Here is a 6,817-nt window from a genome sequence, read left to right as displayed (position 1 = left end):
GGGAACTGCCAGGCATCAAATTAAGCAGTAAGCCGGAGCGATCTGGTGGTTGTAGAGAAATTCGGTGGAGCGGTAGTTCAGTTGGTTAGAATACCTGCCTGTCACGCAGGGGGTCGCGGGTTCGAGCCCCGTCCGTTCCGCCACTTATTGAAAATTATGCCTGCTAAATTTAGCAGGCATAATGTTAAGCGTAATTTAGGGGCGTAGCTCAGTTGGTAGAGCACCGGTCTCCAAAACCGGGTGTCGCGAGTTCGAGTCTCTCCGCCCCTGCCAAATAAAACCCTTCACGTTATCGTGAAGGGTTTTTTTTGATCTGTACTTTATGCTCGATCCTGTCTTGTACTCCTCTTTCCAATTTCTCCGTTATTTCTGCCCTCTGGATACCTAATTAATCTAACGTGTTGTTATTTAATAGATAAAATTCGCTGATGTACTGCTGACAGATCGTGCTGATTTAGCTGTAAATATGCACAAAATCACCGTAATACCAGGTTGTGAACTTGCTCATTCATCTTGTTCGATATTTGAACTAAAACTATCTACAACCTGAGTGAAGGGGTAATTGTTTTTCAAAGCGATCCTTCAGGTTGCATTCACTTGTTAGTTGTATCTGCCAACATCATATCGATAGCGCTATAGCAGAAATTCGTAGCGCTATGCTGTACCTGAAATCTGACTAAGTAGCTGTAAGACTACACAGAAGGAGTTTAAGTATGTACAGACGTTTACTGGTAGCTGTTGCTGTAAGCACGGCGTTATGTGGTGCCGTACAGGCAAAACCCTTAACGGTTGGGTTTTCCCAGATTGGTTCAGAATCAGGATGGCGCTCTGCGGAAACGAAAGTGTCAAAGCAGGAAGCCGAGAAGCGTGGGATAACGTTAAAAATAGCTGATGCCCAGCAGAAGCAGGAGAATCAGATTAAGGCTGTACGGTCGTTCATCGCTCAGGGTGTCGATGCCATATTTATTGCACCAGTCGTTGCTACTGGTTGGGCACCGGTCTTACAGGAAGCTAAAGAAGCAAAAATCCCAGTGTTCTTGCTTGATAGAACGATTGAGGTAAGCGATCCATCGTTGTATACCGCAGCTATCGCCTCTGATAGCGTCTATGAAGGAAAAGTGGCAGGGGAGTGGCTTGTGAAAGAAGCCGCTGGAAAACCTTGTAATGTTGTTGAATTACAGGGAACGGTTGGCGCTAGCGTTGCGATAAACCGTAAGAAAGGGTTTGCTGACGGTATAGCTTCAGATCCACAGATAAAAATTATTCGCTCACAGTCGGGAGACTTTACTCGCAGTAAGGGTAAAGAGGTCATGGAAAGCTTTATTAAAGCTGAGCAGAACGGAAAAAATATCTGTGCGGTTTATGCACATAATGATGATATGGCTATAGGCGCCATTCAGGCAATTAAAGAAGCTGGCCTGAAACCTGGTTCACAAATAAAAGTTGTCTCCATTGATGGTGTCCCTGATATTTTCAAAGCTATGATGAATGGCGAAGCTAATGCCACCGTTGAATTAACACCTAATATGGCTGGGCCTGCTTTTGATGCTTTATTGGCGATGAAGAATGATGGGAAACAGCCTGAGAAATTCATTCAAACCGAATCACGTTTATTACTGCCTGACACGGCAAAACAGGAATATGAAACCAAGAAAGATCTTGGTTATTGATATTTATATTGTGGATTTATCATTGATATAAATTTTGCTAAATACCTGGCAGAAATATGAATATGGGAAAGTGGTCTTGCGATGTTTTCTGTACCGTTTAATCACGGGACAGTGAATATTGTCAGCCTACTTACCATAATATTTCTCAGGTGTGATGTAGCCTTGTTAAGTTGTCGCATAGGTGATGCTGATGGAAACGACACGGTTGTTAGATATTCGGGGCATGAGCGTTGAGTTTCCGGGGGTAAAAGCATTAGATCAGGTAGATTTCACGCTTAATCGCGGCGAAATAGTGGCGCTATTAGGAGAGAATGGCGCAGGGAAGTCGACGTTGATTAAGGCATTGACTGGCGTTTACCAGCGCTCAGCGGGTGAAATTATCCTCGATGGTATCGCGATTAATCCTGTCAATACGGCCCATGCTCAGTCATTGGGTATTGGTACGGTCTATCAGGAGGTCAATCTATTACCTAACCTGTCCGTTGCGGCAAATCTATTTATTGGCCGTGAGCCCACTCGCTGGGGAATCGTGGATCAACATAAAATCCTGCGTCAGGCCGAAGCCCTCTTATTGAATTATGGACTGACGATCGATGTTAGCCATCCACTTGGTAATTATTCCATCGCGGTTCAGCAAATTGTAGCGATTGCCAGAGCTATCGATCTTTCCGCTAAAGTTTTAATTCTTGATGAACCGACCGCAAGCCTTGATGCCAAAGAAGTCGATATGCTGCTGGATATATTGCGGAAGTTGCGCGATCGCGGAATCGGTATGATATTTGTGACGCACTTTCTGGATCAGGTTTACCGCATTAGCGGCAGAATTACTGTTTTACGTAATGGACGGCTAGTTGGAACATTGCCTGCCGCAGAATTACCACGTATTGAATTAGTCCAAATGATGCTGGGGCACAGTTTTGATGAAACGTTACTGAAACGTGGTGAGCACAGTGATGTCTCGGGTGAGCCCATCGTGCAGTTTAAACACTATGGTCGGCGTGGCTCGATTAATGACTTCGAGCTTTCCGTGCGTCCGGGAGAAATCGTTGGCCTTGCTGGTCTACTGGGTTCCGGTCGGACAGAAACCGCGCAGCTGATATTTGGTATTAACGTGCCTGATGCCGGTGAAGCAAGGGTTGATGGCAAACAAGTCAGCATTCGCACGCCGCGTGCGGCAGGAAAGCTCGGCTTTGGCTATTGCCCTGAGGATCGCAAGACTGACGGCATTGTCGGTGCGGCAACGGTACGAGAGAACATCATTCTGGCACTTCAGGCGCAGCGCGGCTGGTTGAAGCCTATTTCCTTACGTGAACAAACCCGTATCGCTGAAAAATTTATCAGCCTATTAGGGATTCGTACGCCCAGTCCAGAGCAGGAAATTCAGTATTTATCGGGTGGAAATCAGCAAAAAGTCCTGCTATCGCGCTGGCTGGCAACAGAACCGCGCTTCTTGATTTTGGATGAGCCAACGCGAGGAATCGATGTTGGTGCGCATGCTGAAATCATTCGCTTAATCGAAAAATTGTGTGAACAGGGGATGGCGTTACTCGTGATCTCTTCTGAATTGGAAGAACTGACGGGTTATGCGGATCGTATCATTGTGCTGCGTGACAGGCAGCATGTTGCGCATCTTGAACATAATGAGATCTCGGTTGCCGCAGTGATGCAGGCAATCGCAGTACAAACGGGAGCAGCTGATGACAGACAATAACGTCAAACCTGCCAAAAAAGTCCGCCTAACGTTCACCAAAGGGGTGCCACAGCTTCTGGCGCTCGTTGCCATCTTGCTGATTGATAGCATGGTCGCACCCAACTTCTTCTCCCTCCACATTCAGGATGGGCGCTTGTTCGGTAGCCTTATCGACATCCTTAACCGCGGTGCGCCCGTTGCGCTGCTGGCATTAGGTATGACGTTAGTGATTGCAACCGGCGGAATCGATTTATCGGTTGGCGCGGTAATGGCGATTGCAGGCGCGACGGCCGCAACGCTGACTGCTGCTGGGCATCCGCTTCCTTCTGTATTGCTGGTTGCGCTATTGGTTGGCGCACTGTGTGGGCTATGGAACGGCTTTCTGGTTGCGGTGTTACAGATTCAGCCGATTGTGGCGACGTTGATGCTGATGGTTGCCGGGCGGGGTATTGCTCAGCTGATTACCGAAGGTCAAATTATCACGTTTGATAACGCCGGGTTGGCTAAGCTGGGCAGCGGAACCCTATTCTATCTCCCCATGCCAGTGATTATTGCCTGCATGATGCTGCTGGCGTTGTGGATTTTGACGCGTAAAACGGCGCTTGGGCTATTTATCGAATCTGTCGGTATTAATTTGCGATCGGCTCGTAACGCTGGCGTGAGTACGAAACTGGTATTGGTCGCAGCTTATGTCATATGCGGCGTGTGTGCGGCCGTAGCGGGCGTTATCGTGACGGCGGACATCCGCGGGGCGGATGCGAACAACGCGGGCCTCTGGCTGGAATTAGACGCGATTTTGGCTGTGGTGATCGGTGGTGGTTCGCTACTTGGGGGGCGCTTTAATTTGCTGCTCTCTGTCGTCGGTGCCTTGATTATTCAGAGTATGAATACCGGCATCCTGCTGTCTGGCTATCGCCCGGAATTCAACCTGGTTCTGAAGGCACTCGTCGTTCTGCTGGTTTTGGTTATGCAATCCCCGCGTATTTCGTTGCACCACCTGTTCAGGAGGAAAACATAATGTTGAAACGCCACTTCCCCCTGTTGATGACGATTCTGGTCTTTATTGCTGGCTATTTATTCTGTCTCAGCCAGTTTCCCGGCTTTGCTTCGACGCGAGTTTTCTTTGATTTACTGACGGATAACGCTTTTCTAGGGATCGTGGCGGTTGGGATGACGTTTGTCATCCTGTCTGGCGGGATCGATCTCTCTGTAGGGTCAGTCATTGCATTTACCGGTGTGTTACTGGCCAAATTGATCGGTACGTATGGCATTGATCCTTTCTTTGCGTTCGCAATAGCGCTGGTGATGGGTGCAATGTTTGGCGGGTTGATGGGATGGATTATCGATACGCTCAAATTGCCTGCCTTTATTATCACGCTGGCGGGGATGTTCTTTGTCCGAGGAATGAGCTTTATCGTCTCACAAGAGTCGATTCCAATCGATCATCCGGTCTATAGCCAACTGGCGGGTTTAGCATGGCGCATGCCGGATGGGGGACGGTTTACCTTTCTGGCGCTAGTGATGTTGATTGTGGTGCTGTTGGGGATTGTTATAGCGCATCGAACCCGTTTCGGTAACCGTGTTTATGCGATTGGTGGTAGCAGCTATTCAGCGGAACTGATGGGGGTGCCCGTCAGGCGGACGACGATTCATATCTACATGCTTTCCAGTACGTTAGCGGTGTTGTCAGGCATTGTTTTTTCGCTCTATACCTCAGCGGGTTATGCCCTGGCGGCAAGCGGTGTGGAATTGGATGCCATCGCAGCAGTCGTGATTGGTGGCACACTACTGACCGGCGGTGTCGGAACCGTATTGGGAACCCTATTTGGCGTACTGATTCAGGGCCTGATTCAAACGTATATCACGTTTGATGGCACCTTGAGCTCATGGTGGACAAAAATCGTCATTGGCTTCCTGCTGTTTGCTTTTATTGGGTTACAGAAAGCGTTAAGCACATTCTGGTTAGCCAGACGTGCTTAAGTTGGTTGCGAGCAAAATCAGTCATGGATTAATCACAATAGGCGTTTTCAGCAACTGACGAATCATCGTCTGCTGATCGCTGTTTTGTAACCAAACGGCATAAAACGGGCGCACGACGGGCTGGCTGTCGCCGACTATCCGCAGGTTAGAATAGGTTTGTAACCAATGGCTGGGTAAAAACGCGCAGCCGCCAGTTGTTTCAAGCAGTTGGCGGGTCAACTGGGCCGACGTTGTTGTCAAAACAGGAAGCTGATCGCTGGTTAATAGGCGGTGTTCCTGCTGATGAAAGTCTGCGCCCCACTCCAATTTTATATAAGGCAGTTCCTGTCCGGGTGGGTGCGCTTCTGCTGCAAACAGCGAAAGGGAGAAATTGCCCAGCAGCTGGCTTGCCAATTCTTCCATTTTTGGCTGTTCGGTCGTAATCAACAGATCCAACTGGCGCTCATGGAGTTGTTTTACCAGCGAGTGGCGTAAGGCAATGCGCGCTTCTAGCTGGAGCAGCGGACGCTGTTGGTACAGCGATTGTAACCAGGGAGTCAAATAGGCTTCCCAGAGCGACGCGGTTGCCCCCACCGAAAGCAGGCTGTGTTGCTGCGAGCGTGCGACTTCTTTTTTAGCGATCTGCCAGGTACCGATAAGACTTTCCGCATAGGGCAGAAGCCGTTCGCCGGCGGGGGTCAGGCGTATGTTGTTCCGATGGCGCGTGAACAGGTTGGCACCAAGCTGCGTCTCTAACTGGCGAATCCGAAAACTCACCGCTGACTGCGTGAGATACAGGGATTCGGCGGCACGGCCAAAGTGTCTTGTCCTGCTGACTTCCAGAAAGGTTTTTAGTAATTCGGTATCCACGCCCATCTCCAAAAAAATTTTGTCGTAATGATTTAAATGTTTTGTTTTACACAATGTCAAGCCTATCTAATACTCCGCGCCATAAACAACACGACCATAGAAGAATTAGGAGCGTGTAAGATGGCAGAAAGCTTCTCTACCACTAATCGTTTTTTTGATAACAAGTTCTACCCGCGTGGTTTTTCCCGACATGGCGACTTTACGATTAAAGAAGCACAACTGTTGGAGCGCCACGGTTACGCGTTTAACGAGCTGGATTTAGGTAAACGTGAACCAGTGACTGAGGAAGAGACATCGTTTGTCGCAATGTGCCGCGGCGAACGTAAAGCGGAAACGGAACTGGAAAAAATCTGGTCCAAATATCTGGATCGTATCCGTCGTCCTAAACGCTTCCATACGTTGTCTGGTGGTAAGCCGCAGATGGATGCAGTGGAAGAATACACTGAAAGCGATGATTAATTAAGAATGGGGCGTTAGCCCTGAGAGATCCCCAGAAACATCATCAATACACCATGATGATGTTTCGATAGGCTCTCGCCATATCGTCGTATACCCTGTCGGGGTTCATCCCCGACAGGATCCTCGGTGATTGACGGATGACATTTTCACTCAATGTCAGATACGACAA

Annotated in this window: 6 protein-coding genes, 2 tRNA genes and 1 pseudogene; 7 read left to right on the top strand and 2 right to left on the bottom strand. The window is 48.7% G+C overall.

Annotated elements, in window-relative coordinates:
• Positions 1 to 66 precede the first annotated feature (66 nt).
• From QWJ20_RS21770 to yjfF, 6 genes are all read left to right on the top strand, one after another.
• Positions 67 to 143, top strand: a tRNA-Asp gene (locus QWJ20_RS21770).
• Positions 144 to 197: 54 nt separating this feature from the next.
• A tRNA-Trp gene (locus QWJ20_RS21765) sits at positions 198 to 273 on the top strand.
• Between the two features lie 440 nt (positions 274 to 713).
• A complete protein-coding gene (gene ytfQ, locus QWJ20_RS21760; protein ID WP_433993425.1) occupies positions 714 to 1,670 on the top strand; it encodes a galactofuranose ABC transporter, galactofuranose-binding protein YtfQ in 957 nt (318 codons plus the stop codon).
• A 190-nt stretch (positions 1,671 to 1,860) separates the two neighbouring features.
• Entirely contained in the window at positions 1,861 to 3,381 is a 1,521-nt protein-coding gene (ytfR, locus tag QWJ20_RS21755) for a galactofuranose ABC transporter, ATP-binding protein YtfR (protein ID WP_433993424.1), read from the top strand.
• Entirely contained in the window at positions 3,368 to 4,378 is a 1,011-nt protein-coding gene (gene ytfT, locus QWJ20_RS21750; RefSeq protein WP_433993423.1) for a galactofuranose ABC transporter, ATP-binding protein YtfT, read from the top strand. Before ytfR ends, ytfT begins: the two co-directional genes overlap by 14 nt.
• A complete protein-coding gene (yjfF, locus tag QWJ20_RS21745) occupies positions 4,378 to 5,340 on the top strand; it encodes a galactofuranose ABC transporter, permease protein YjfF (RefSeq protein WP_095700899.1) in 963 nt (320 codons plus the stop codon). The genes ytfT and yjfF overlap by 1 nt, the downstream gene beginning before the upstream one ends.
• 21 nt (positions 5,341 to 5,361) lie before the next feature.
• On the opposite strand, the gene hdfR is transcribed toward yjfF, so the two are convergent.
• A complete protein-coding gene (gene hdfR, locus QWJ20_RS21740; RefSeq protein WP_039487968.1) occupies positions 5,362 to 6,189 on the bottom strand; it encodes an HTH-type transcriptional regulator HdfR in 828 nt (275 codons plus the stop codon).
• Between the two features lie 120 nt (positions 6,190 to 6,309).
• Here hdfR and QWJ20_RS21735 point away from each other — a divergent pair, with 120 nt between their 5' ends.
• Positions 6,310 to 6,648 (top strand): DUF413 domain-containing protein, encoded by a 339-nt coding sequence (locus tag QWJ20_RS21735; protein WP_010283921.1) that lies wholly within the window; start codon positions 6,310 to 6,312, stop codon positions 6,646 to 6,648.
• A gap of 43 nt (positions 6,649 to 6,691) precedes the next feature.
• Here QWJ20_RS21735 and QWJ20_RS21730 read toward each other — a convergent pair.
• A pseudogene (locus QWJ20_RS21730) lies at positions 6,692 to 6,817 on the bottom strand (IS4 family transposase); the annotation flags it as partial.

Origin of the sequence: Pectobacterium sp. S5 (genome assembly GCF_051707265.1) — a bacterium.
Taxonomy (GTDB): Bacteria; Pseudomonadota; Gammaproteobacteria; order Enterobacterales; family Enterobacteriaceae; genus Pectobacterium; species Pectobacterium polare.
This window is presented reverse-complemented; position numbering and strand designations above follow the sequence as displayed.